This is a genomic window from Acinetobacter marinus, from assembly GCF_900096915.1.
GTDB lineage: Bacteria > Pseudomonadota > Gammaproteobacteria > Pseudomonadales > Moraxellaceae > Acinetobacter > Acinetobacter marinus.
In genome coordinates this window covers 726,781-750,789 of the sequence record NZ_FMYK01000001.1, presented here as the reverse complement: position 1 = coordinate 750,789, position 24,009 = coordinate 726,781, and the positions used below count along the sequence as shown (strand labels likewise).

At 44.3% G+C, this 24,009-nt stretch carries 14 protein-coding genes and 1 pseudogene; 8 read left to right on the top strand and 7 right to left on the bottom strand.

The window, feature by feature from the left end:
- Nucleotides 1-26: 26 nt before the first annotated feature.
- From BLQ60_RS03285 to BLQ60_RS03275, 3 genes are all read right to left on the bottom strand, one after another.
- Nucleotides 27-329: a hypothetical protein gene (locus tag BLQ60_RS03285; RefSeq protein ID WP_092615845.1), complete on the bottom strand. Its 303-nt coding sequence runs from the start codon at nucleotides 327-329 to the stop codon at nucleotides 27-29.
- A 39-nt stretch (nucleotides 330-368) separates the two neighbouring features.
- The gene (locus BLQ60_RS03280) at nucleotides 369-2,480 is read right to left on the bottom strand and encodes a TonB-dependent copper receptor (protein ID WP_244515946.1); all 2,112 of its coding nucleotides are present in this window, start codon (nucleotides 2,478-2,480) and stop codon (nucleotides 369-371) included.
- Between the two features lie 115 nt (nucleotides 2,481-2,595).
- Nucleotides 2,596-3,111: a DUF2946 family protein gene (locus tag BLQ60_RS03275; protein ID WP_092616105.1), complete on the bottom strand. Its 516-nt coding sequence runs from the start codon at nucleotides 3,109-3,111 to the stop codon at nucleotides 2,596-2,598.
- Nucleotides 3,112-3,617: 506 nt separating this feature from the next.
- Here BLQ60_RS03275 and sohB point away from each other — a divergent pair.
- The 8 genes and pseudogenes from sohB to pstB form a co-directional block, all read left to right on the top strand.
- Nucleotides 3,618-4,580, top strand: a complete 963-nt coding sequence (gene sohB / locus BLQ60_RS03270) for a protease SohB (RefSeq protein ID WP_092615842.1) — start codon at nucleotides 3,618-3,620, stop codon at nucleotides 4,578-4,580.
- 252 nt (nucleotides 4,581-4,832) lie between these two features.
- Entirely contained in the window at nucleotides 4,833-7,526 is a 2,694-nt protein-coding gene (locus BLQ60_RS03265; RefSeq protein ID WP_244515945.1) for a COG1470 family protein, read from the top strand.
- 15 nt (nucleotides 7,527-7,541) lie between these two features.
- A complete protein-coding gene (locus BLQ60_RS03260; RefSeq protein ID WP_092616099.1) occupies nucleotides 7,542-10,232 on the top strand; it encodes a hypothetical protein in 2,691 nt (896 codons plus the stop codon).
- Nucleotides 10,233-10,521: 289 nt separating this feature from the next.
- Entirely contained in the window at nucleotides 10,522-14,718 is a 4,197-nt protein-coding gene (locus tag BLQ60_RS03255; RefSeq protein ID WP_171259033.1) for a prealbumin-like fold domain-containing protein, read from the top strand.
- A 432-nt stretch (nucleotides 14,719-15,150) separates the two neighbouring features.
- Nucleotides 15,151-16,173, top strand: coding sequence for a substrate-binding domain-containing protein (locus BLQ60_RS03250; RefSeq protein ID WP_092615836.1), 1,023 nt, complete (start codon nucleotides 15,151-15,153; stop codon nucleotides 16,171-16,173).
- A gap of 164 nt (nucleotides 16,174-16,337) precedes the next feature.
- The gene (gene pstC, locus BLQ60_RS03245) at nucleotides 16,338-17,717 is read left to right on the top strand and encodes a phosphate ABC transporter permease subunit PstC (protein ID WP_092615833.1); all 1,380 of its coding nucleotides are present in this window, start codon (nucleotides 16,338-16,340) and stop codon (nucleotides 17,715-17,717) included.
- Nucleotides 17,714-19,111 carry a phosphate ABC transporter permease PstA gene (pstA, locus tag BLQ60_RS03240; protein ID WP_092615830.1) on the top strand — a complete coding sequence of 466 codons (1,398 nt, stop codon included), beginning with the start codon at nucleotides 17,714-17,716 and terminating at the stop codon, nucleotides 19,109-19,111. The genes pstC and pstA overlap by 4 nt, the downstream gene beginning before the upstream one ends.
- Before the next feature lie 187 nt (nucleotides 19,112-19,298).
- Nucleotides 19,299-20,054: pseudogene (gene pstB, locus BLQ60_RS03235) on the top strand (phosphate ABC transporter ATP-binding protein PstB); the annotation flags it as partial.
- A 107-nt stretch (nucleotides 20,055-20,161) separates the two neighbouring features.
- On the opposite strand, the gene thiM reads toward pstB, so the two are convergent.
- The 4 genes from thiM to BLQ60_RS03215 form a co-directional block, all read right to left on the bottom strand.
- Nucleotides 20,162-21,007, bottom strand: coding sequence for a hydroxyethylthiazole kinase (gene thiM / locus BLQ60_RS03230; RefSeq protein WP_092615824.1), 846 nt, complete (start codon nucleotides 21,005-21,007; stop codon nucleotides 20,162-20,164).
- A gap of 180 nt (nucleotides 21,008-21,187) precedes the next feature.
- Entirely contained in the window at nucleotides 21,188-22,114 is a 927-nt protein-coding gene (locus tag BLQ60_RS03225; protein WP_092615822.1) for an ABUW_2363 family tetratricopeptide repeat lipoprotein, read from the bottom strand.
- 167 nt (nucleotides 22,115-22,281) lie between these two features.
- Nucleotides 22,282-23,076 (bottom strand): serine O-acetyltransferase, encoded by a 795-nt coding sequence (cysE, locus tag BLQ60_RS03220; protein ID WP_092615819.1) that lies wholly within the window; start codon nucleotides 23,074-23,076, stop codon nucleotides 22,282-22,284.
- Entirely contained in the window at nucleotides 23,069-24,007 is a 939-nt protein-coding gene (locus tag BLQ60_RS03215) for an RNA methyltransferase (protein WP_092615816.1), read from the bottom strand. The genes cysE and BLQ60_RS03215 overlap by 8 nt, the downstream gene beginning before the upstream one ends.
- Between the last annotated feature and the right edge of the window lie 2 nt (nucleotides 24,008-24,009).

The window sequence follows — 24,009 nt, the reverse complement described above, 5'->3', positions numbered from 1 at the left end:
ATTTTTATTGGTGTTGAAAAAATCATTTAGTGTGCATGTTGCTCAGAATGGTTCATCTCTGTCGCTGTAGCATCTGTGCTATTTGCTTCAGGCATTGCCATTTCGGTATTGCTTTCCAATGTAGTCGCATTCGCCATTTTTGCATCAGTTGCCGCTTGTTGTGCGGCAGCTTCGGCGGCTTGCTTGCGCTTTTGGCTTGGCATATAGTCAGGCTCATTGGCAATCGAGAGGAATAAGAATCCTAAAAAAATTGCGGCAAAAATCAATGCAATAATGACACCTTTCCAGCCAAAGATGGATTTGTCTGATTTTGCGTATTCGTCACTCATGTTGAGCTCCTTTTGTAATATTCAAAAAATTAAAATCATTTAAAATTTCATGCTGACATGAGCCCAATAATTGCGACCCGTTTGATTAAACTGTTCATTGCTGGCATAGCCAAATACCGATGCGCCTGCTTTATTCAGATGTTCAGTATAGGTCTCATCCAAGACATTATCTATACCGAATGCCAGTCCAATCGCAGGATTGATTTGATAGTTGGCATTGACCGATAGCGTGTTAAAGGCGTCACTTTCTTGTAGATCATAACCGACGATATTGCCTTCACCCACGCTAATCCGATCTTGCTTGGCAACCACTCGCCACAATAGCCCAAGACTATAGTTATCCGTGACATAGCGCAGATTGAAACGTCCCTCAAGCGGTGCAATTTGGGGTAATGGCGTATTATCCGTGGTATTTTCACCCCATGCGTACATGGCACTGAGGTCGGTTTGCAGACGATCGGTAAAGTTATAGCCAATGCCAAGTTCACCACCTGCAATGGTTGCATCGATATTCTCAGCAAGCGGTCGAGTATTGCCATTATAACGAACTAATATAAAGTCATTAATCACACCCGCATAAGCTGATGCCCAAGAATGATATTTGCCGAATTGATGTTCAAAACCAAGATCGAGTTGCGTGGTTTTTTCAGTGTCTAGGTTGTTGAGATTATCCACCATTAGATAACTGCTATTGCCCATCATATCGGTCGTGCCATTACCATAACTGATTGAGGTGCTATACAGCTCCCAATAATCTGGACTGCGCTCGACATGACCTACGCCGATATAGCGCTTCAAACCATTGTCTTGATTGTTCTCTAGGCGAATAAATGCGCTTGGCAGGGTGTCTTTACGCACTTGATCATTCTCGGCGCTATCAACTTTGACTTGATCAAAGCGTAGACCTGTTACGACTTTGTTTTGCGGATTGACTTGATAATTCAGCTCACCAAACGCACCATAACTTTGAAAACGCAGATCTTCTTCGAGTGGCATATTCATCGACGGCATCGCAGAGCTTTTCATATCGCCAGCATGTTTATTGCGCTGTGAGTCGAGTCCTGTGATCAGGCTGAATTGATCCCAATCACTGGTCATGGCAATGCGACTATTCAATGTGCGACGTGTAACTCGCATCGACATTTCATTGGGCACGCTCATTCCCATCATGGTCGTCATCGGCGCATCACGCAAGCTGTAGTTGTCCATAACATGATCATTAAAACTATAATCAATTTGCGCTTCAATCTTGGAAATCACATCGCTAATGTTGCGTTTCTCGGCATGCAAGCCCAGACTTTCTCGTTTGAATTGTGAGCCATCCATAGTGCGTCCTGCATAAGCGGATTCACCATCGCCCACACCTGCTTTAAGTTCGAGCCAAGTGTCTGCATCAGGTGTCCAACCTAAGGCAAGATCACTACTCCAACGTTCCCAGTTGGAGTGGATGGTTTGTCCATCGCCATCTTGATAATCATCAGACTTTGAGCGGTTGGCATTGAGGCGTGCGTAGACCGTATCATTGCCCACAGCCGCTTCGACATTGTGATCAATGCGACCAAAAGAGCCGATCATCACGCTGGCTTCACCTTGATAGGGTTTGTCCTTGTCGAAAGTTGGCGCTTCACGCTCAAAGAGTACTGTTGCCGCAGAACCTGGTGTGGCATACTGCACGGTTTGTGGACCTTTAATCACCGTGATTTTGTCAAAACTTTCTGGAGAAATATAAGCGGTCGGTGCGTCCATACGATTGGGGCAAGCGCCAAGATTCTCTGTACCATCTGTAAGCATTTTAATCCGTGAGCCATACATACCACGAAAAGTGACATCGCCATTGGTACCGCCATTTTTTACGCTATTAAAGCCCATGATGCTATTTAGATAAGCAGCACCGTCCGAGGCAGGCATTGGCTGAATGGTTTGTTTGGCATCCGTTTCCACGATTAAACCATTGGCTTGATTGCCTTGTTGTGCCGTCACCACAATTGGAGAAAGCATAACAGGAGAATTTTTAGACGACGCATCGGCATGCTGATGGTCATGCGTTTGAGTCGTTTCAGTGTCTAAAGCGTCTGCATGACTGAGCTGAACTGCTGATAAGCAGACCAAAGTCATCGCTAGCATTAAAGGTTGAGTTTTAAAATTTTTCATAAATTATTCGCAAAACAATTTTAAAGTCGATCACAAAACATGGCACGTACTTTTGCACTGGCGTGTATCAACCAGTCAAAGTGATATGCATCATTTTGCAGTGAAGTTTTAAACGTTATGCGAATAGTGGCGGGGCACGCCCTTGAGGAATCAGAAATAAACGCTGTAAATAAAAATAAATCGGCGCAAACTGGCGCTGAAGAAACAACAAGCGCACTTGCACACGCTCAAATACTTCTTGAATGCCAAACTCAGGTGGCAAGACTAAGTTGGCATAGACCGTACAGTATTGACACTGATGACCTGCATCATGTTGATGTGCGCTGTGCGGAGAAGGTTTTGCATGGTCATCCATAGACATCGCATGATAATCTGTGTGTAATGACATTGAGTGTGCATCGTGTGTACTATTTTTATTCTGATCTATTGCATGCGCTTGATGTGAATGCTGATGATCTAAATGCTTTGATGTATTTGAATTGGCAGAATGGTCATGCCACAGTAGCGCACGACTAATCGTTTCACACACAGGTGAAATCTGATATTGCGCTGGGAGGAGTGGTTGCAGGAAAACTGCAATCTGTAAACATACCGCAAAACAACTCAATAACAAGCCACTAAAAAACAGCATACGTTGATTTGAGCAATGCTGATTCATGAGCTTTTGATTGAAACCGTTATGCGACATGCGTTGATGAAATAACAATAGCGTTACTCAACAATTCAAAGATTTAAATCGTGTTACATATTATCACACATCGCTATCTACGCCATGAATATTTAGTTCCTTAAAAAATAGGCTTGATTTTCTACGGATAGACCTTATAAATGTAGGGTCTGTTGACATTTCAACCATGCTTTGCGTTATGAGCTAAAACCACATAACTGAGGCATGAGACGAAGGGAATGGTTGTTCCCTTGCCAAGTTTCATAACGAAAGTTATGGCAGTTTTAGCCATAACCCTTTGGGACAAGGATGCTTTTTGACGCTACGTCGTTATAAATGAGTCATTTAGAATGACTAAATTTCCTCATTCCTGCCTAGTATCGTCTAAAAAGCATCCGATGTCGCAAACATCTGTGAAATGTCATCAGACCCTAGACAATATTCATTTTCATTTATGTACTGGACTATCTATGTTATTTCATCTGCCAAAGTTGCCTTCAGAGCTTCGAGTTGTCCATCTCAACCAACGTATCGAACAACAACGTCGTCGTATTGCACAAACCACATTAGGCAAACTAGAGCTGTTACAACTCACTGCACAGCTCAAGCGTGAAGCCTTAGCACGCAAAAAAAACAATCAGAAGATTTTTGTTTTAGATTTCAAAGGCGACATGAACGCCAGTGCCGTCGAACAGCTACGTGAAGAAATTACTTTAATTCTCGCTACGGCAAAAGCAGGCAAAGATCGTGTAGTACTTCGCCTAGAAAGTCCTGGTGGTGTGGTGCATGGCTATGGTCTTGCTGCGGCACAGTTGGTACGTCTGCGTGATGCAGGTTTTCACCTGACCATTTGCGTGGATAAAGTCGCTGCCAGTGGTGGCTATATGATGGCGTGTATTGCCAATGAAATTATCGCTGCACCTTTTGCGATCTTAGGTTCGATTGGTGTAGTGGCCCAGTTACCAAACTTTAATAAGTTGTTAAAAGAACATCATATTGATTATGAGGTGTTTACCGCAGGTGAATATAAGCGCACAGTGACATTATTTGGTGAAAACTCTGAACAGGGGCGTGCCAAGTTTGAACAAGAACTTGAACAAACCCATGCTTTATTTAAGCACTTTGTCGAAAACTACCGCAGCCAACTTAATGTTAGCGATGTGGCAACTGGTGAGCACTGGTATGGTGAAGATGCGCTGAAATTAAAATTGATCGATAAAATTCAAACTTCGGATGCCTATTTGTTGGAGCATTTACAACAACATGACGTCTATGTCTTGAACACTCGTAAAAAACCGACATTGGGTGAAAAACTTGGCTTACAAGCGGCAAGTATTGCCACAGTAATGATGCCAACTTTGGTTGATTCTGCAAAAGAGAGTTTGATGAAATTGTCACAAAAAACCGTAGCCTTTCGAGATCCAAGTTTGTAACTGCTGCAACAATTCAAAATCGTCTGATTTTTCAAAGCCACAGTTCAGTGGCTTTTTTAATGCCTTGATTTTATTAAGATAAAGGTAAATTTCTATTCTTTAGATGCATTCCTTACAAATCTTTTGTATTTTAGATCAGTATTTTCTTTGTGATTTTGTTGGCATAATGTATATTCTGTCACGTAAAAATTACTTTTTTGCAACATTTTCTGGTTTTTCTTTTGATTGATTGGCGTTCTGGGCGAGGCGAGCATGATTGACCGAGGTCAAGTGGGGATATTTTACAAGCAAATATGGCAGAAATCTTTTGCGCTGATCATCCTCGGATGTGCGCTAATGATGGTACAGCAGTTTGCTTTTGCACAGCCCAAAGCAGGCACAAAAATCACCAATATCGCCAGCGGTGATTTTCTTGATGCGCAGGGCAATTTGCAAGTCATTAACTCCAATCCCGTTGTACTTTCTGTACAGCCGATCTATGCGCTGACCTTACAAAGCAATCAATCCAATATTGGCACGATCGGCAGCCAGCTTGATTTTCCGCATGTGCTGACCAATACAGGGAATATTGCAGACAACTACCAACTGAGTCTCACTCAATCCACAGCGGATCAGTTTGATCTCAATGGCGTTGCGGTCTATATCGACCGTGATCAAAATGGCATTCCCGATGACAATAATAATCTACTCGCAAGTGGCGCAACCATCCGTTTAGACGCGGAAGAATCTGCCATGTTGGTGGTGGTCGGTACCATTCCTTCCGATCGCACAGCAGGCAACATCGCAAACTTTAACCTGACTGCGACCAGTCAAGCGAATAGCACCTTAAATGCTACGGTCACAGATAGCACCAAAGTAATTGACGATGCGGCGATTCACGTCACCAAGTCGCAAAGTCTAAGCTATGGCAAAACGGGCACGATTCTGACCTATACCTTTACTTATGAAAATACAGGTACAGCAGCAGGGCGTTTAGTACTCACAGATACTTTGCCTGCAGATTTGAGTTATCAAAAAAGTTCAGGGAAATGGAGCAACGGTTCTGGCAATTTAACTGATGCAGACGATACCGAAACAGGTACAAATGCTGCAATCATCTATCAAGCTAGTGAAAGTACGGGTGTGGTGGCGTTTGAGCTTGCCAGTATTCCTGCGCTGACACGAGGCACAGTCAGCTTTGCTGTTCAAATTGATGATGATGCAAAAGCCAAAATACCAAATACAGCAAACTATCAAGTGTTTGATAGTGCAAATACGGTACAAAAAGCCACAACAACCAATACCGTGATCTTTACCGTACAACATGAATTGGCAGTCGTTCTGAATAATAAATCCTCCGCACCTGATGACGGTGGCGATGCTACGAATGCACCTGACAATTTAATCAGCGTGGATAGTGCCAAAGCAGGTGGTGCGGAAGTCGTTTTTGATAATTATGTCTGGAATACAGGGCAAAGCACCGACACTTATAATTTAACGATTAATAAGGACAACGTTCCTGAATGTGCTGTAGTGCGTTTATATCATGCAGATGGTCGCACCTTACTCACAGACAGCAATGCAGATGGCATCATTGATACGGGTGCTATTGCATCTTCGGCAAATAAACCGATCAAACTCGGCGTGTATTTCCCGTCAGATTGTGTGCTCACTGGCACCATGAATTTTGATATCACTGCGACTTCTGTAACCAATACAGCGATTAGCAACAGTACCCGTGATCAGATCGTCGATGTGGTCATTACGGGTGAAAGTGATCTCTATAACGCAGAAGATAAGTCTGGGGAAGGCGTTGGTGAGGTCAGTGATAACGGCGTAGCTTGGATTAGTAAAAGTGGTAGTCGTGGCAGTACCGTGGTCTTTCCACTGGAAATCAAAAATAGTGGCAGTTTAAGCAATAATTACGAGCTGTTTGCATCAAGTGCAGAGATTGATCTGAGTAATATTACGACTACACTGCCTGATGGCTGGACAGTGAATTTCTATGAAGGCGATGCAACGTGTAGCACGCTGGGCGGACTGATCACCAATTCAGGCAACATTGCCGCGGGTGCGACTAAACAATATTGTGCAGTGGTGAGTATTCCTGAAAATACCGATGTGTCAACCACGCCGATTTGGTTTGCGATGAAATCGCCATTAAATGCACAAGGCGATAGTGTCAAAGATCAAGTGGTGGTACAGCAGTACCGCAATCTAAGCCTCGTCAATGATCAGCAAGGTCAAGTGGCTGTGGGTGGCACCATCACGTATTTACATACCTTGCGTAATAATGGCGTGTTGGTCGAAGGTGATCAGGCGGGTGAAATTCTATTGGCAGTTACGCCACATGATCCAGCCGATGGGTTTAACTATACGCTGTATTATGATGCCAATGCCAATGGCGTGATTGATGCCACAGATCCGCTGGCAACTGATCTCAATGCCATTGTTAGTGCTGGTCTACAACCGAATGAATCGATACAGCTGCTTTTAAAAGTCCAAGCGCCAAGTACAGCGGCAGTTGGCTTGATCAGTAATGCCGATATTACCGTAACTGCGACAGATACTATCCAAGGACTGACGCTTGATCCGATCATTAACACCGATCAGACTTCGGTTGGTGTCTCTCAGCTTCGTTTGATTAAAGAACAAGCCAAAGATGAAGATTGCACATGGACAGCTGCTAATGTGGTCTCGGCAACCTATACCGTGACACCACAGCAAATCAAGCCAAATCAATGCTTAAACTATCGTCTGACCATTCGTAATGACAGTGAGACCACTGCGACCAGCGTCAAAATCAATGATGTGGTTCCAGCTTACACCATCTTGCGTGCATCATTACCACCTTCGGTCAGTCAAGGCACGGTAACAGTAACAGGTGTCAATATCGAGGGGGCAATGGGAGATTTGGCGCCACTTGAGCAAGCGATTCTTTATTTTTCAATACGTGTGACACCATAAGGGCGGCTGATGATCATGGATAAACGATTGAATTTTAAATTGAAAAAAAACCGCCTCACACAAGCCATTTCTTGGGCGATGTTGAGCGCTGGGCTTGCGATATGTACGCAAAGCTATGCTGCCAACCAAACCATTATCAGTAATATGGCGATTGGTGAATATACCGAAGAAGGCTCGACCGTGGTACAAACCAGTCGTTCAAACTTGGTACAGACTACGATTTTGCCTGTGTATTCGATGCAACTCACTGCGAACAATACCAAAAATGTCGCTACAGCGCAGACGGTGTATTTGCCACATACGTTGACCAATAATGGTAATTTCGCTGATCAATATACGCTGACCAGTGCCAACGTAAGTGGTGATGGTTATGACCTCACAGGTTTGGTGATTTATCTGGATGCCAATCGAGATGGTTTGCCCGATTCGACCACGCCAATTACTGCCTATGCTTTGGAAGCGGGGCAATCAGTCGGTTTGATCCTCAGTGGCACCGTGCCAAGTACCGCAACTGCGGGGCAAGTGGCTCGCCTCACGCTCAGCGCCAATGCATCTAATGGTGGCAATAGCATCAGCAATACCGATGCCTTGACCGTGACCAATCAATCGGCATTAGAATTCCGTAAAAAGTTTTCTGTGATTGAAACCACCACCAACGGCATCGTCACCATTCGTATTGATTATCGAAACTATGGCGCTGTAGCCACAGGCGCAGTCGTGCTGACGGATATTCTCAGTACAGATCTCGACTATCTAGCGGGCAGTGAAAACTGGAATGGCACAGCAGTGAACCCTGCAACAGGCGCCAACGATCCGACAGGCATCGACTATAGCGTGACAGCTGACGTACTGACTGCTACCATTAGTAGTATTCCTGCAGATAGTTCGGGTTATATCGAGTTTCGGGCCACAGTAGTGAGAAGTACTGCGGGCAATATTGAAAATGTCATTAATATCTCAGCAGATCATGATAATTCGGGCACTACAGCGAATATTAGCGACCAATCCAACACCGCATCAGTGCGGGTCAATCCGATCTATGGCGTGGAAATCAATGCCTCTTCGAGCACTGCAAGTCATAGTAGTGCCGACAATATCTTGACTGCGGCTGGCGTGAGTCAGGGCGGTGTGATCAATTTCAATAACTATGTTTGGAATACAGGCAACACCACCGATCGCTACAACCTCACTATTGCCAATAATACGTTTCCTGTCGGAAGCGTTGTTGAGTTTTACCGTGCCGATGGGGTAACGCCACTCCTTGATAGTAATGGTGATGGGATTCCTGATACAGGCAGTATTGCGCCGAATCAACACCTTGCGATCGTGGTCAAAGTACGTTTGCCAAGTGACTATGCTGTATCTGCATCAGAAACTTATAGCATTAGCCCGCAAGCGCAATCCATTAATCAAAGTGCAGTCGTCGATACGGTTGAAGATCGCAGTAATTTAAATGCAATTACATCCACTCAACTGGTTGATTTATATAACAGCCCTGAAACTACAAATAACGGTACAGGTAACGGCAGTGTTAGTAACGCAGGCAATGCTTGGAAAACATTAACGACGACTAGCAGTAGCACAGATGCTGGCGCTAGCGTGGTATTTCCACTGACCGTGAAGCACACAGGCACGCCAACAGAATATTTACTCAGTGCAGATGCCGATCAAAACTTTGCACAGGCGAATCTCCCCGCAGGTGTCAATGCAGTTCGCTTCTACCAAAGTGCAGATGCAAGTTGCACAACATTAGGTGCAGAAATTGGCAAGACCCGCTATCTGAATGATGGTGAAAGCCAAACTGTCTGTGCTGTGGTTGAAATAGACGCCACAGCTGCATCAGGCACGGTGCCGATTTATTTTCGTGCCAGTTCGACCAGTACAGCAAGTAGCGATGGTACCAGCAATGTTGGTTTCGACAGCATTCACAACGCCATCACCATTCAAAATGTAGAATCTGTTGCGCAGATCGAATTTATGCCTGATTTATCAGGACAAGTTGCGCCACTCGGGACAATCGTCTACAGCCACTTACTCATCAACCATGCAGATAGTGCATTAGATTCAACGCATAATTTCACCATCAGCAATTCAAATAGCGCATTTAAAGCGGACTTGTATCTGGATAGTAATGGTAATGGTCAGTTTGATAGTGCGGATACAGTGATAGATAGCATTGCCGATTTACCGGGTGGAGTTTTGGCTGCAAATTCAGAAGTTCGCCTCTTTGTGAGAGTGGAAAATACTGCTACAAATAACCTTGCACAGACCAATACCACGACCGTGAATTTGGTTGATGCTTCTGATGTAGTGATTGATCAAGTGGTTGATTTGACTACGGTGAACAATCAACAGTTGATCTTGACCAAGCTACAAGGCTTAGATGCAGACTGTAATGGTGCGGTTGACGATGAGTATACCAGTAACACATTACCAATCGGTAAAAGTGCTGATGGCTCAGGGCAATGCGTGCAATATCGTGTGACGTTGACCAATCAAAGTGCCACTGCGTTAAACAGCGCATTTAACTTTCGAGATCAGACACCTGCCTATACGGTGCTGTCCCATGCTGTAACGTGTGCAAGTTGTACGGGTGTAACAGCGCCAGCAATTGGTCAATCGGGTAATGTGACAGGCAGTTTAGCGAATGTAGCAAGTGGTCAGTCTTATGAGTTTAGTTTTGGGGTGCGCTATGTTGGGCAATAATATGAGAAGTAAAATAATCAAGCCTAAAGTATCTATTCTTCGGCTGATTTTGATTTATTTGGTTGCTTTAATTTCAATTTTAGTAAGTGATCTGTCACATGCTGCGTATCAGCGTAGTTATGAAAATTTAGGTTTTGAATTACCAAAAATCGCAACTTCTCCTAATGATTGTCGTGTTTATTTAAGCAGTACGCGCATACCTGGATGGAATACGACTCATGGAACACGATCAGAAGGTTATTCAGGAACATGTACCATCTCAACCAGTGGATCAGGACAAATCATTGAAATGTGGTCTGGGCCACGAAATATTAATGGTACTGCGGGTAATAAACTCGATACGATTTCAGCACGTGAAGGGACACAATTTGTTGAATTGAATGCAGAGCAATTGTCTGAACTTTCCCAAAATGTATGTTTGGTCAGCGGCGAGACAGTAGCTTGGAAACTCAGCCATAATGGTCGGAATGCAAGCAACGATACCATGAGATTTCGGGCGGGCTCACAAAGTATCGCAACCATGTCTACCAGTACAACTGGTCAAGGTAGTGTGACGTGTACTTTAGGGACATGCAATGTCAATAGTCAAGTATTAAAAACAGATACTGGTGCGACCACAGGAACAACTGTAGCAAGATGGGCAGATTATTCGGGAACATTTACTTATAGTGGTTCCACTGGGGAAGTTCCAATGGGATTTGAATCCACTTCAGGCACTGCCACGAGTGGTAATTTCTTAGATGCAATTCAAATCTCTGTTAAGCCGATTGTGGAGTTTGGTTCTGCAAATTACAGCGTTGCAGAAAATGGAGGAACATCTCAACCCATTACTCTAAATATAACGGGGACAATTCCTACAAGTGGATTGGCACTTACTTTTGTAGTTACGGACAAGACTGCGCAGTTGGGTGTAGATTATAAGATTAACAATGGTTCAGGAAATACCTTTAGTGTCACAATCCCTGCAGGAGACTATGGTGTAGGTGGTACACCTTATACTGTGAAAGTGCCCGTTGAAGTGATCAATGACACAGTCAATGAAAATGATGAAGTATTTTCTGTCGCCTTACAAGAAAATCAAAACTATCACTTATTATCCACCAACGCTTGTGGCGCATCAGGTTACGGTACAGCAACTTATACTATTATTGATGACGATGCACCATATAGTATGGATTTGAAAATTGTCAAATCCCAGCGTGCAGATACATCGGGTGTATGGTCTACTGATCCTGTACGAGTTATTCTTGGAGGGATAGTACAGTATCAATTAGTCATGAGTAATAAAAGTGACAATGTAGTGAGTCCAACCAGTCAAGCCAGCTTTAGTGATAACATTCCTTCGAATATTACTGGGTTATCAATCATCAGCAATGTTGGCTCAAGCGGTGCAACATCATGTCTTTCCAGCCTCACAGGAAATATCTTAAGTGGACAATTTAGTGGCCCTAAAAATGCAATATGTACGGTAACAATTCAAGGTACTGCGACAACAGGAGGAATCATTACCAATACTGCAAATGTTGTCGTGCCTGCAGATAATACAGATGCATATCCTTCAGATAATACGAGTACGGTTCAAACAAATATTGCGATTGCTGAAATTAATTTAACCAAGTCAAGCATTGGTGGTGTAGGGACATTTGCTTTTACCCTGACAGGAACATCACAAACTACAGGGTCTATATCAACTACAGTATCCAATAGTGCGCATCAGGTCGATGGTAATACCTCGCTTGCAGGCGTACAAAGTTTTGCGATAGTTAATACTGGCAATGTAACGATTACAGAAACATTACCGACAACCGGAAGCTGGAAACTTACTGCTATGACCTGTCGTGATTATAGTACTGGAAATGCAATTTCAGGTACCCTGTCAGGTACGACATTTACGATTCCTGCAAGTCAAATTATATCAGGTAAAACCTATACTTGTAATGTGGTTAATACCAAGACACCAACGGTAAAAATTACTAAAGAAACTCTAGGTGGCTCAGGCGGTACGTTCAATTTCACAAATACTAACTTAAGTAGTGCGACAACGACGTTAAGCCCAGTTACGACTGGAACTTCAAATACCGCCACAGCAACTTCATCTGTGTTGACCGTTCAGAATATTGGATCTAATGTTACCATTACCGAAGATGCATTAGCGAACTATAAGCTGAGCAATGCAGTATGTACCGATGCCAATAGTGCAACAACGGGGAATAATGGGACATTTGGTACAGTTGCTAATAATACGCTCACCATTCCAGCTGCCAATATCAAAAGTGGTGCAGACATTACCTGTACCTTTACCAACCAAAAACAACGCACATTGACCTTAAAGAAAACGTGGGTCAATGCCAAACTCAATGATGCTGCGACGTTGACAGCGACTGGTTTGACTGATTTTGCATCGGTAGCAAACACGGTGAGCGAGACAGATACCGCACCATCTCAAGCTGTCAATGTGGGTGCTGTGATCACACTCGGTGAGACCATTACCACTGGCACAGGCAATTATAATGCGACTTTAGCTTGTGTGAATGATTCAAATGTTGCTGTGCCTGTCACATCAAATCAAATCACCATGCCAGATGCTAATGTGACTTGTACCTATACCAACAGTCGTATTGCACAGCAGTTGAATTTGAAAAAGCAGTGGCAAAATGCGACGCTCAATCATAGCGCATCTGTAACCACAACGGGTGGAACGAATAATCCGACTTTTAATTCTACAGCGACCAGCGCAGGGAATAATGCAACTACAGGCACGGCGGTGACAGTGTATGCAGGGGATGTCGTCACTTTGCCTGCTGAGACGTTTGCAGGTGGAGCGAGTGCCAGTAACTATACGGCGACAGTTGCCTGTGCAGGCGGTTCAATGCTAGCGAGTGGTGCGACAGGGCGTACATTGACAATTTCAAATAATACGACTGCCACTGAGTGTACATATACGAATACTAATAATGTTAAATTGACGGATTTATCCATCACCAAAACCGATAATGTGGATAGTGTCTATAATGACACCGATACCACTTATACTATTGTAGTGACCAATGCGGGACCAAATGCAGCAGATGGAGCGATCTTTAAAGATCCTGTGGCAACGGGACTGACGAAATCAACCATTACCTGTAGTGCAACTGGCGGTGCGGTCTGTCCGACGACTGCAAATTTAACGATTGCGAATATCGAGTCGAGTAATGGCTTGGCTATTCCGACTTTGCCAAATGGTGGTGTGGTTACATTTACGGTGAAAGCGAATGTTACGGCGACCAGTGGTAATGTATCAAACGTTGCAACAATCACGGCACCAAGTGGTACGACTGATCCAGTGAGTACAAATAACTTAGCAACAGATACGGATTCTGTGCTAACACTTATTGTTATCCAAGGTAAGGTTTTTGAAGACAATAGTGGTACGACTGGTATTGCATCGAATGCGTACAATGCAGTGCAAAACACTGGCGAAGTTGGAATAGCAAATAGCACAGTACAATTGACCAACTGTTCGGGCACTGTCCTTGCAACAACAGAAACGGATGCAATGGGTCAATATCAGTTTGCCGTGAGTCAAGCGACATTACCTAGTCCGAACTTCTGTGTTGTACAGACCAATGTTGAAGGTTATACCTCTGTGAGTGGTACGACTGGCTATACACGTAGTACAGATACGATTACAGTCGCAACGACTGGTAGCACATATACAAATTTGAATTTTGGTGATGCCAAGTTAAATCTTGTCTTAACAGAAAGTGGTCAGCATACCGTAGTCGCTGGTGCGGTAACGGATTATCCACATCGCTTGCAGTCAGATGCAGCAGTACAAATTACAGGTATGACGCAGACATTGAACCAACAGCCAAACAGTGCATCTGATCAAGATTGGCAGGCGCTGATCTATCGTGATAGCAACTGTAATGGTGAAGTCGATGCAGGTGAAGCCTTATTTAATCCAAGTAGCACGACGCCTGTGACATTGTTGCCATCAGCAGATATCTGCTTGGTACAACGTGTCCACGTGCCAACCAATGCCTATGCAGGTGCACAGCATAATGCACAGCTCGAAGCCAGCTATAGCGTGACATTAAGTAATTCTACGCCAGCCATAACAGGTACATCGAATCAAGTGCAAGATACCACGATGCTTGGTAGTGCAGGGCTTGAGCTGAGCAAGAAGGTGCGCAAAGTGGCATCGTGTCCATCGACCAGTGCCGATACCACGGTATTTAGCACCAGCAATGAAGCAACCACGCTCGACAAGCTGGAGTATGAAATCACCTATAAAAACAATAGTGTGAAGAATCTGCAAAATGTCAAAGTCAAAGATGCGGTTCCGACAGGCACGACTTTTGGTAGCATTTCTTGTGAGTCGACACCGAGTGGTAATAGCTGTACGCCAACGCATACTGGTGAAGCCTTGTTGTGGCAACTCACGGGCAATCTTACTCCAGCAAGTAGTGGTACGGTACGTTTCTGCGTGACACCGCAATAGGGTAGGCGGTCGATATTGTTGAAGTTGAAGCAATATCACGAGCTGATCTGATCAACAGATGAAAGAAACTGTCTCAAAATCTAACTATTAACCCCACCTAACCTCCCCTTTAAAAGGGGAGGAATTTTAACCATTTGATTTTATTGAGCGGTCTTCCCCCTTCAAAGGGGGATGAGGAGTACTCTCCGCAAGGGGGTTTTATAGTTTTGAGACAGCTTCTTGATTTAGCACTTTCATTTTTAGTGTTTTTCATTTTCAATGCATTGTCGATAAAAAATACAATGCCATAAATTATTAGAAATAAATCAATTAACAAAATAGTCATCTCACTGTCACTTAACTGTCATATTAAAATTTCACAATATCGCTACACAAGAAGCTGACTCCTCGACATTAGCTTTAAACATTTTCAACAATCCAAGAGAGATAAGAATGCGCTTAACTCAACAAATCGGTCTCGCAATTGCTGTTGCATCAACCATGACCGCTGCGAACGCTGCTCGTGATACCATTCAAATTGCTGGTTCTTCAACAGTATTGCCATTTGCAAGTATCGTTGCAGAAGAGTTTGGTAATACATTCCCACAATTTAAAACCCCTGTTGTTGGCTCTGGCGGGAGTTCAGGTGGTTTACGTCAGTTCTGTCAAGGCGTGGGTGACAATACCATCGACATCGCCAATGCATCTCGTAAAATCAAAGATTCAGAAATCGCAAGCTGCAAAAAAGCAGGCGTCAATAAAATCCAAGAAATCAAAATCGGTTATGACGGCATCGTATTTGCGTCTAACGCAAACAAAGCCTCTTTTAAATTGAAGCCTTATCACGTATTTGCCGCTTTGGCTGAAAAAATGCCTGCAAAAGGGAAATTGATTGCCAACCCATATACTCGTTGGAATCAAATTGATAAAGCATTGCCAAATGAACCAATTACGCTAGTGATTCCTGCATCAAACCACGGTACACGTGAAGTGTTCCAAGAAAAAATGGTCAATGCAGGCTGTGAAGCATACGATTACTTCAAAGGTTTGGACAAAGATGCACGTGAAAAAGCATGTTCATCATTCCGTAAAGACGGTCGTGTGATCGAAATCGCTGGTGACTACACAGAAACCCTAGCTCGCTTAAAAACTTCACCAAGTGCGGTGGGTGTATTTGGTTTGAGCTTCTATGATCAAAACAAAGACCGTCTACGTGTGGCAACAGTGAATGGTGTGACACCATCTGAAGCAACTGTGATCAGTGGTAAATATCCTGTGTCTCGTCCGCTTTACTTCTATGTTAAAGGCGAGCATCTACAAGCCATCAAAGGTTTGCCACAATATGTTGAGTTCTTCTTGAGCCCGAAAGTCTCTGGTAATAACTCGAAAATTGTCAAAGCAGGTCTGATTCCAATGAATGCGTCTGAACGCAGCAAAGTATTGGCAGACTTCAAAGCAGGTAAATCTGTTAAATAAATAACTCAGCACGGAAGCTGATGATAGAACACTCTGTCATCGGCTTTTTTGTCTATCGGTAGATTGATGTTTCGGTAAATACGATTTTTCGATAGATCAATTGATTTCGTTTTTGTTTGGTGAAATGTGGGTTTAGCCCGTATCACAGCATACTTGGAGCCTCCATGAATTTATTACTGATTGGCATTTTGCTGGCGATTATCGCCGTTGCCTATCAGATCGGTCTGACCCGTAGTCGATCGATTGCTGGTAAGGGCAACAACTCAGCAATGTTGCACTCTCGTCCAGGCTACTATGGCACGTTGGTTGCCTTGTGGTGTGGTATTCCTGCTGCACTGTTACTCTTTGTTTGGAACTTTGCAGAACCATCGATTTTGCGTCATGTGGCGCTCGGTGAGATTCCTGCACAGGTGGCGAGCAGTTTGTCTGCGACGGAGTTGGATGTGGTGTTACGCCGTATTCAGTCGATCGCTTCAGGATTTGGTGTGACGGATACCGCACAAGCCTATGAAGTGGCTGCAGCAGAAAAATTAAAAGGCTATCAGACCATTGGTTTGATTGCCAAGTTTGCCGTGGTGATTTCGGTTGCATTATTTGGTTTGGCATATGCCCGCCAACGCATCTCCCAGCAATATCGTGCCCGTAACCAAGTGGAAAAAACCATTTCGGTGGCTTTGGCATTGTGTTCAGGGATTGCGATTTTGACCACCGTCGGCATTGTCATGTCGATGCTCTCAGAAGCCTTGAATTTCTTTAATTTTGTCAGTCCTGCAGAGTTTTTCTTGGGCACAGAATGGAATCCAGGTTTTAGTACCACAGGTTCTGCCGAAGGTAGTTATGGTTTATTACCACTACTTTGGGGCACCATCATGGTCAGTATCATCGCCTTGCTAGTCGCTGTACCAGTAGGTTTGATGACGGCGATCTATTTGGCGGAGTATGCCAAGCCACGCTTTCGTGCCATTGTGAAGCCGATTATTGAGATTCTTGCAGGGATTCCGACCATTGTGTACGGTGTGTTTGCCTTGATGGTGATTGGTCCATTTTTTAATACGATGGGCAATACTATCGGTTTAAATATCAATGCCACCAGTGCGTTGACGGCAGGTTTTGTGATGGGGATTATGATTATTCCTTTTGTCTCGTCACTGTCGGATGACATTATCACTCAAGTGCCACGTTCACTTCGTGATGGCTCATTGGGGCTTGGCGCAACCAAATCTGAAACCATTCTCAAAGTGGTGATGCCAGCAGCGCTACCAGGTGTGGTCGGTGCATTCTTATTGGCGGCTTCTCGTGCCATTGGTGAAACCATGATCGTGGTACTGGCAGCAGGGAACAGCCCATTATTACATGGCAATCCACTGCAAGCGGTATCGACTGTGACTGTCACCATCGTTAACCAGTTAACTGGCGACACAGACTTTGCCAGCCCGCAATCCTTGGTTGCCTTTGCCTTGGGTCTAACCCTTTTCGTGATCACTCTTGGTCTGAACATCATTGCACTGTATATCGTGCGCAAATATCGTGAGCAATACGAATGAGTACAACCAATCATCCAACCATGGATCAGTACCCAGAGTTTGATCCACAACAAGCTGCAGCAGAACAGGCTGAGCGTCGCAAGCGAATCGAGAGTTCACTGGGCAAGCGTCATCGTAAAGAAAAAGCATTTAAAACCATGGGGTTTACTGCGGTACTCATCGGTTTGTTCTTCGTGGTGCTGTTATTCGGCAGTATTTTAAGCCGTGGTCTGCCTGCATTTTGGCAGTCTTCGATGAAGACCGAAGTCTACTTTGATCCAACGGTGATCAATGTTGGTCCAAAACCTGTGCCACGTTCTGGTGAATCACCTGCGGCATTTGAAGAGCGCTTTGTCAATTGGCAGGGTGAATTTGCCATGGTCGATTGGGATAGCTTATTGGTCAATAGTGTCATTGCCCAAGATCCGCAGCTAGAAAGTCGTCGTGATGATTTGGTGGCGATTTTTAGTAGCTCAGAAGGCTATCGCTTGCGTGATATGGTGCTGGCGGATCAAAGTCTGATTGGGAAGAAGCAAGAAATTAAATTCTTAACCGATGCCAATGTCGATGTTTGGATCACTGGGAAAATTGATCGTAGCCTCCCAGATGAGCAACAACAGCTCAGCCCAGAAGTGCGTCAACTTGCCGATCAGCTTAAAGCCGATGGCGTGATTTATAATGGATTTAACACCAATCTATTTACCAATCCAGACTCTCGGAGTGCGCCAGAGCTCAGTGGTTTGGCGGGTGCGTTCATGGGCTCACTGTTCATGATGTTGATCGTAATTTTTATCTCGATCCCAATTGGTGTGGCGAGTGCGATCTATCTCGAAGAATTTGCCAAGCAAAACTGGTTGACTGACATTATTGAAGTCAATATCAACAACCTTGCTGCAGTGCCATCGATCGTGTTCGGTTTGCTCGGTGCGGCGATCTTCATTAACTGGTTCCATTTACCACTTTCTGCACCATTGGTCGGTGGTTTGGTACTCAGTCTCATGACTTTACCTACCGTGATTATCACCACCCGTGCGTCATTAAAAGCCGTGCCACCGTCGATTCGTCAAGCAGCACTCGGTCTAGGCGCTTCAAAAGTGCAAAGTGTGTTTCATCACGTGTTACCGCTTGCATTACCAGGTATTTTGACTGGTGCCATCATCGGCGTGGCACAAGCGCTTGGTGAAACTGCACCACTATTATTGATCGGAATGAGTGCATTTGTTGCCAGTATTCCTGCTTCACCAATGGATCAAGCGACCGCTTTACCTGTACAAATTTATCTTTGGCAGGGCAATGAATTGCGTAACTTCTTTGAAGGGCGTACTGCGGCAGCGATCATCGTATTGCTTGCGATGATGATCGGACTGAACAGTTTGGCGATTTGGTTACGTAAAAAGTTTGAAGTTCGTTGGTAATTGGAGAAAAATGATGCTAACAACTGAAGTAAAGAATGTTGATACACAGGATATCAAAGTGAACAATCCAAGTACCTCACACACCAATGCCACACAAACCAACGGCGATCAAACGCCTGAGCAATCACAGCGTGAGACTTCAAAGTTTGATGTGAAAAATAAAGAACAATCACAGCGCCAGCAAGCTGAGGTGAAACTCAGTACCAAAGACGTGCACGTCTACTATGGTGATTCCGAAGCGATTAAAGGCATTGATTTAGATATTTATCAAAATGAAGTGATTGCCTTTATTGGTCCGTCTGGCTGTGGTAAATCGACTTTTCTGCGTACCTTAAACCGCATGAATGACACCATCGATAGCTGTCGTGTGACTGGACAAGTCAATCTCGATGGTCGTGATATTTATGACCAAAATCTTGATGTGGTTTTACTTCGTGCGCAAGTTGGGATGGTATTCCAAAAGCCCAACCCATTTCCAAAATCAATCTTTGAAAATGTTGCTTATGGTCCGAAACTGCACGGTCTAGCAAAAAGCAAATATGATCTTGAAGAAATCGTAGAAAATAGCTTGCGCAAGGCTGGACTTTGGGAAGAAGTCAAAGATCGTTTAAATCAACCGGGAACGGGACTTTCGGGCGGTCAGCAACAACGTCTATGTATTGCACGTACTATTGCGGTCAGCCCTGAAGTGATCTTGATGGATGAGCCATGTTCTGCGCTCGATCCGATTGCCACCGCAAAAGTGGAAGAATTGATCTCTGAGCTGTCGACCCAATATACCATTGCCATTGTCACGCACTCAATGCAACAGGCTGCTCGTGTATCGAATCGCACGGCATACTTCCATTTGGGTGATTTGATCGAAGTCAACTCGACCGAAAAAGTATTCACGCAACCTGATCATCAGCTGACGGAAGCCTATATTACAGGTCGTTTTGGCTAACACGTATTATCAAAGCGTTATCGGTAAAATAAAAAAAATCAGGACGGTTTAGACCGTCCTGATTTTTTTACAGATTTACGAATTAGACTAGCTCAGTATCGATACCATTATTTTGACAAGATGTTGATGTCTACCTGCAGAAAATCTTCGGCAGTGATTTGAAATAAAGTATCTAAAAATAACATCTGAAAACTACCAATACCTGCATTGTTGTCCTGCATTTTTTGCTCAGCGATTTGCGCTGCCACGGCGAAATGCGCATGTGCCGCAAGTGCTGCCAAAGCGGGCGCTTGATCCTGTGTTAACACACCGAGATAGGCTGCACAGACTGCACCGAGTGCACAGCCCATTGCCGTGACTTTGGGCTGTAGTGCTGAGCCACCTGTAATGCGGATCACGCCATATTCTTTAGACAAGATATAATCACTGGCGCCAGAAATCGCCACACAATCACAAATGCCTAACAGTTGCTGTGCTTGATCAACGGCTTGCTCTGCGCTTAAGGTGCTATCGACGCCTTTGCTTTCGCCCTGTGCACCAGCGAGGGTTGCCATTTCAGAGGCATTGGCACGGATAATCGTCGGATGATATTGCAATAAATCATCCACAATCTGACTGCGCCACGCCAAAATCTCACTATAACCAACTGGATCAAGCACCCACGGCTTTTTGACATTATCGGCACTTTGTGCGGCATATTGCATGGCTTGTGATTGCTCGGGTGTCGGTGTGCCTGTATTGATGCTTAAAGCATGGGCAACACGGGCGAAGTTGCCCGCTTCTTGCTTATTATCAATCATCGCAGGGGATGCGCCGATCGCAAGACAGACATTGGCGGCAAAGTTATTGGCGACACTATTGGTGATGCAATGCACTAAGGGTTGCGTGCTTTGCAGTTTCAGCCATAAGGATTGAATGGCTTGAGTGAGATGTGACGCAGTGGTGGTGGTCATGGATGGATGCACCAAATTAGAAATGCCAAATTAAAAAACGATGGCAAGAATTAAAAAGAAAATTGACAGTACACTTCACCTATCATCTTGGTTCAAGACTACAGTGAAATAGCGGTCTAAAAAAGCCAGCCCGAAGGCTAGCTGATGCATTTCAAGTCGATTAAATTCATCTTTAAAGTATTAACTGCCACGCTGCCAAACATTATAGCGATTGCCAGATTCGATCGATGCACGTACTTGATCAACTACGCCAGCCTCAGATGGATAGGTAATTTTGTAATTATTCAAGGTAGTGAGCGCATTTTTCTTCTGCTCGAGCCCAAGATAATTATTCACCATCGACAAGTGTGCTTCTTGAATGCCTGCGTCCATTGCGGTTTTGAGATAAGGGGTCGCTTCTTTGAATGCACCACCTTCAGACAGTCCAAAACCTAACCAAAAACTGGTTTCAGGATCATTTGGTTTGAGTTTGAGTAAGCGAGTCGCATAGCTCAGTGCTTTTGGTCCGTACTTATCGCCCATATCGAGGTTACGTGCCATGTGGTTGGCTTTGGCTGCACGGAGCAAGATGTCATACGATGCGTTCGGTTGCACTGCATATTGATCGAGGGTGACGATAATGTCTTTGAGTTTATCGGTCATGCCAGATTTTTCACGTTTCACATCAAAACGGGTTGGATAATGACGGGCTTTACCTTCCAAAATCGTGAGGAAATCATCAATGTCTGTGACATCCAGTTCATTGTCTTGGGCAAGTACCGCAAATTTCATGGCTTTATCATTGCTGTTGGCGACAGGAATAATAAAACGGTTTTGATCCAAAATAATCTCTTCAGAGTTTGGATTATTTGGATCAGCTTTGACACGCAGTTTGGTCAGCGGGGCATTGATGGCTTTTTGCAAATTCACTTCAAACTCAGGCGGTGCAGTATAGTCCGCAGGGTTGAGTGCATAAAATGGCGCAGAAACTTGCGGTTCGGTGTAGACAATCGGTTCAAGTACCGCAGGTTGTTTATTTGCTTGTACCTGCGAGGTTGGGGTAGTGCTACAAGCACTCAGAAAAATACTACCCAATACAGTTAAAGTTAAAATTGGTTTTATTTGCATGTTCATTCCATTCGTTCGAGCTGACACAAAGTCATCAGTCTAAGGAAAATTGTGCTGTGCTTCAAGATTTGATCTGATAATCACGTAACGGATTGTTTAGTCAAAAACAAAATATCCATTGAAATTGTAAATGCAATGAACAGCTCAATATAATTCAATCAATAGACTCATGACTTTGATTCGATACTCAAGTCATATTCCCGCTGTACTTCTTCAAGCACCTGTTTATCTTGCTTAGATAGTGGTGTGAGGTGAGGGCGCTTAAACTCTGGATCGAGCTTGCTAAGTTGCGTACACATACGTTGTAGATGTGCTTCGTTTTTTTGCAGGCGATCTGACAAGATGCGTAGACTTTCCAGTACCGTATCAGGTTCACTCTGTGAAGCCGCATAGGGCTGAAAATCGGCGCATGCATTATCTTGTGAAGAACTTTCGATGATTGCTTCTTCTTGTTTCATAATAAATCGTGCAGGATTACCCACTGCGGTGGTATTTGCAGGCACCGCTTTGGTCACGACGGCATTGGAACCGACTTTGGCATTTTTCCCGACAGTAAATGGTCCAAGAATTTTCGCACCTGCACCGACGATCACACCGTCTTCAAGGGTTGGATGGCGTTTACCTTTATCCCAAGTTGTGCCGCCCAAAGTCACCCCATGATACAGCGTGACATCATTACCAATCTCGGCAGTTTCACCGATCACCACACCCATGCCATGATCAATGAAAAAACCTTGTCCAATCTTCGCTGCAGGGTGAATCTCAATGCCTGTAGCAAAGCGTGAAAATGCAGAAACCGCTCGTGCTGTGCCTTTCAACTCTTTTTGCCACAATCCATGCGCAACGCGGTGCATGACAATGGCGTGAAAGCCGGGATAGGTGGTGACGACTTCCAAAACATTACGTGCCGCAGGGTCACGATCAAACACCGCTTGGATATCTTGTTGAAGTTGTTTAAACATCTGTTCGATCTCCTTGAGTGTTCATTTTGTCATCACATTGATTTTGATTACTAGGCTTTTTATCGTTTGGGCTTTTATTGGCTTTGCTATCTTGTGGCTGCCATGTGCCTTTGCGTAAGGCTTGTACTCGACTAAACACGCCACGCAGTAAATGATATTCCATCCGATCTAATTGTATCCGACCGAATAATCGCCGTAAACGCAGCGGTAATAAACGTGGATTTTCAGGATCAAGAAACTCAATATCAGCTAAGGTCTGTTCAAAATGCGGATAAAACTGTTGCATCTGATCTTGAGTCACTAAAGGCTCATCCCATTGCATCGACTGACCTTGTACCAATTGCATGGCTTCGACTTTTTCTGCGTTTACTTCTGCATCATTTCTTTCGAGTGAACTGTTTAGACTTACAGTTTCGACACTTTGTAAGCATGCCATTCTCAGCTCATAGCACACGACTTGTATCGCTTGTGCGACATTGAGTACGCCATATTCGGGATTGACTGGAATGGTCAGGTGATAATTGGCAAGTGCCAGTTCTTCATTGGTCAAGCCACGATCTTCACGCCCAAACAGTATCGCCACCTGTTGATTTTTTTGCGTCGCATTGGCGATTTCTAAGCTAGCAGGGCGGACGTCTAAAATCGGCCAAGGAATAGTACGACTGCGGGCACTGGTGCCAAACACCACATGACAATCCGCCAAGGCATCTTCAATCCGCTCAACCACTCGAATATGTTCGATCAAATCACTGGCACCTGCGGACAGCGCATCAATATCAGGGTGTGGATAATGCTTTGGCGCAACCAACACCAGATGCTTTAAGCCCATGGTTTTCATGGCACGTAAGGCTGCACCAATATTGGCAGGGAGTGTGGTATTGACCATCACGATACGGATATGATCAAGTAAATCAGTCGCTTGAGTAGACATAT

Bases quoted from the DNA above. Each gene is read 5' to 3' on its own strand.
- BLQ60_RS03285 (WP_092615845.1), bottom strand. From the start codon at position 329: ATGAGTGACGAATACGCAAAATCAGACAAATCCATCTTTGGCTGGAAA.
- BLQ60_RS03280 (WP_244515946.1), bottom strand. From the start codon at position 2,480: ATGAAAAATTTTAAAACTCAACCTTTAATGCTAGCGATGACTTTGGTC.
- BLQ60_RS03275 (WP_092616105.1), bottom strand. From the start codon at position 3,111: ATGCTGTTTTTTAGTGGCTTGTTATTGAGTTGTTTTGCGGTATGTTTA.
- sohB (WP_092615842.1), top strand. From the start codon at position 3,618: ATGTTATTTCATCTGCCAAAGTTGCCTTCAGAGCTTCGAGTTGTCCAT.
- BLQ60_RS03265 (WP_244515945.1), top strand. From the start codon at position 4,833: ATGATTGACCGAGGTCAAGTGGGGATATTTTACAAGCAAATATGGCAG.
- BLQ60_RS03260 (WP_092616099.1), top strand. From the start codon at position 7,542: ATGGATAAACGATTGAATTTTAAATTGAAAAAAAACCGCCTCACACAA.
- BLQ60_RS03255 (WP_171259033.1), top strand. From the start codon at position 10,522: ATGTGGTCTGGGCCACGAAATATTAATGGTACTGCGGGTAATAAACTC.
- BLQ60_RS03250 (WP_092615836.1), top strand. From the start codon at position 15,151: ATGCGCTTAACTCAACAAATCGGTCTCGCAATTGCTGTTGCATCAACC.
- pstC (WP_092615833.1), top strand. From the start codon at position 16,338: ATGAATTTATTACTGATTGGCATTTTGCTGGCGATTATCGCCGTTGCC.
- pstA (WP_092615830.1), top strand. From the start codon at position 17,714: ATGAGTACAACCAATCATCCAACCATGGATCAGTACCCAGAGTTTGAT.
- thiM (WP_092615824.1), bottom strand. From the start codon at position 21,007: ATGACCACCACCACTGCGTCACATCTCACTCAAGCCATTCAATCCTTA.
- BLQ60_RS03225 (WP_092615822.1), bottom strand. From the start codon at position 22,114: ATGCAAATAAAACCAATTTTAACTTTAACTGTATTGGGTAGTATTTTT.
- cysE (WP_092615819.1), bottom strand. From the start codon at position 23,076: ATGTTTAAACAACTTCAACAAGATATCCAAGCGGTGTTTGATCGTGAC.
- BLQ60_RS03215 (WP_092615816.1), bottom strand. From the start codon at position 24,007: ATGTCTACTCAAGCGACTGATTTACTTGATCATATCCGTATCGTGATG.